Source organism: Protofrankia sp. Cr1, assembly GCF_963555865.1.
GTDB lineage: Bacteria > Actinomycetota > Actinomycetes > Frankiales > Frankiaceae > Protofrankia.
In genome coordinates this window covers 1-1,967 of record NZ_CAUVXO010000454.1, presented here as the reverse complement: position 1 = coordinate 1,967, position 1,967 = coordinate 1, and the positions used below count along the sequence as shown (strand labels likewise).

Genomic DNA, 1,967 nt, shown 5'->3' with positions numbered 1-1,967 from the left:
GGTGCCCGCACTCACACAGCCGCGACTACGCAGAGCCTTACCCACCCCCTCCCATGGGGTCGCATACCTCTGTACCCCCTCCCTCCTGTGGTGCTACAGGTATCAAAACCCCCTCCATTCTGTGGTGCCGACAGCTAGCATCGATCCGTGCGAGATGACGAACTGCGCCGCATCCTCGCCGACGCGAACCCGTGGTGGGCGAGCGCGGCGGCCGGCACGGACCCGACGGCGTGGACCCGCGCCAACCGCATCCTGCGCGACCGGGCCGGGTACGACCTCGGCTACCGGTCGCGCATCCTCGACGACATCGCTCGCGGTCAGCCTGACGGCAGCCTGACCGTGCTCACAGGGCCCCGACGGGCCGGCAAGACGGTCGCAGTCCTGGACACCGCGGCGCACCTGTGCGCCCACCCCGAGGTGGACCCACGACAGGTGATCTATGCGTCCTGTGACGGCATGGCCGCCCGCGACCTACGGCGATTGATCACGCTGGGACGCGCCCTCACCCGCTCCGTGGACGCACCTGCCCCCCGGCGACGAATATGGCTGCTCGACGAGATCTCCGGGATCACGGGCTGGAGTAGCGTGCTGAAGGCCGCCCGCGACGCCGGCGACTTCGGCGACGACACCGTCGTCGCCACCGGCAGCCGCTGGGTCGGCAATGAGGACGTGCACGGCAACCTGTTCGCCGGCCGGGCCGGTTCCGGCACCGGACACCGCGTCCGCCAGCTCCTGCCGATGGGTTTCCGCGACTACGTCACCGCTACCCACCCTCACCTGCCCCTCCCACCGGTCACCCATCCCGGCGAGCTCGACGGCGCGTCGGCGGCCGACGCGCTGTCCGCCCTCGCGTTCGGCGTCGACGACGTCGACCTCGCCTGGCAGGACTACCTGACCTGTGGCGGTTTCCCCCGCGCGGTCGCCGAACACCAGCGCACCGGCGCCGTCAGCACCGCCTACCTGCGCGACCTGCTCGCCTGGCTGCGTGCAGACGTCGACCCGGACGCGCCGACCGACTCCGTCCCGCTCCTGCTCGCCGGCATCGCCGGACGCATGACCAGCCCCATGAACCTCACCGCGACCGCCGCCGAACTCGGCTACCCCAACCGCGACCTCTTCGAACGCCGCACCATCCGCCTGATCAACTCGCACGCCGCCCTGCGCTGCCGCCAGCGGGCGGACGACGGCCGGGCCGTCACCGGCACCCAGCACAAGCTGTACCTCACCGACCCGATCCTCGCCTGGCTGCCAGCGCTGGTGAGCCCCGGCCTGCCCCGCCCGGACTTCACCGCGCTCAACGAGATGGCCCTCGCCCTCGCCCTCGCCCGCGCCATCGACCAGCAGGACGAGGGACGCTGGATCGCCGACGACACCATCGGTTACGCCCGCACCGGCTCCGGGGCGAGATCGACCTCAGCCCCGTCCGCATCCCCAGCACCGCCGGCCCGACGATGACCACCCCCATCGAATCGAAGTGGATCGACAGCGGCTGGCGCGCCGAAGCCCGTAGCATCAAAGCCAAGTACGGCCACGGCATCCTCGCCACCAAATCCATCCTCGACCTCGACCACCCGGTCAAGGCCGTCCCGGCGCCCATGGTCGCCAGCCTCCTCGGCTGACGCCGGATAGTGCGAAGACGGCCGTTGTGCAGCGTCCCGGAAGCGAATTCGCTCGGAAGGCTACTTGCGCAGACCAAGACGGCGACGCAGGCCAAGCGTCCGGGTGCCCACCGGCCCGGCCCAGGTCCGGGCAACGACCCGCACCACCGGTCCGTCATCGACGACCCGATCGATGAGCACCACAACGAGCTGAGGAAAAACGACCTTCAGGAATTCGGCGTCACACAGCGCTAACAATATCTGCACGGCGACTACCTGTCACCATCGGAGTCTTGGCAGAGCCAACCTAACGGTGTAAGTAATCTTTCTGGGGTTATTTTCGGCCGACGGTCAGGCGTCCATCAAAAG

General features: G+C 69.3%; 3 protein-coding genes. 2 read left to right on the top strand and 1 reads right to left on the bottom strand.

Annotated features, from left to right (window positions below; genetic code table 11):
* Window positions 1-147 precede the first annotated feature (147 nt).
* Complete coding sequence (locus tag U9980_RS23540) at window positions 148-1,455, top strand: AAA family ATPase (protein ID WP_322769934.1); 1,308 nt, start codon at window positions 148-150, stop codon at window positions 1,453-1,455.
* On the top strand, window positions 1,452-1,619 hold the full coding sequence (locus tag U9980_RS23535) for a hypothetical protein (protein ID WP_322769933.1): 168 nt from the start codon (window positions 1,452-1,454) through the stop codon (window positions 1,617-1,619). Before U9980_RS23540 ends, U9980_RS23535 begins: the two co-directional genes overlap by 4 nt.
* Before the next feature lie 60 nt (window positions 1,620-1,679).
* Here the strand turns inward: U9980_RS23535 and U9980_RS23530 are convergent, their stop codons facing one another.
* On the bottom strand, window positions 1,680-1,865 hold the full coding sequence (locus tag U9980_RS23530; protein WP_322769932.1) for a hypothetical protein: 186 nt from the start codon (window positions 1,863-1,865) through the stop codon (window positions 1,680-1,682).
* Window positions 1,866-1,967 lie beyond the last annotated feature (102 nt).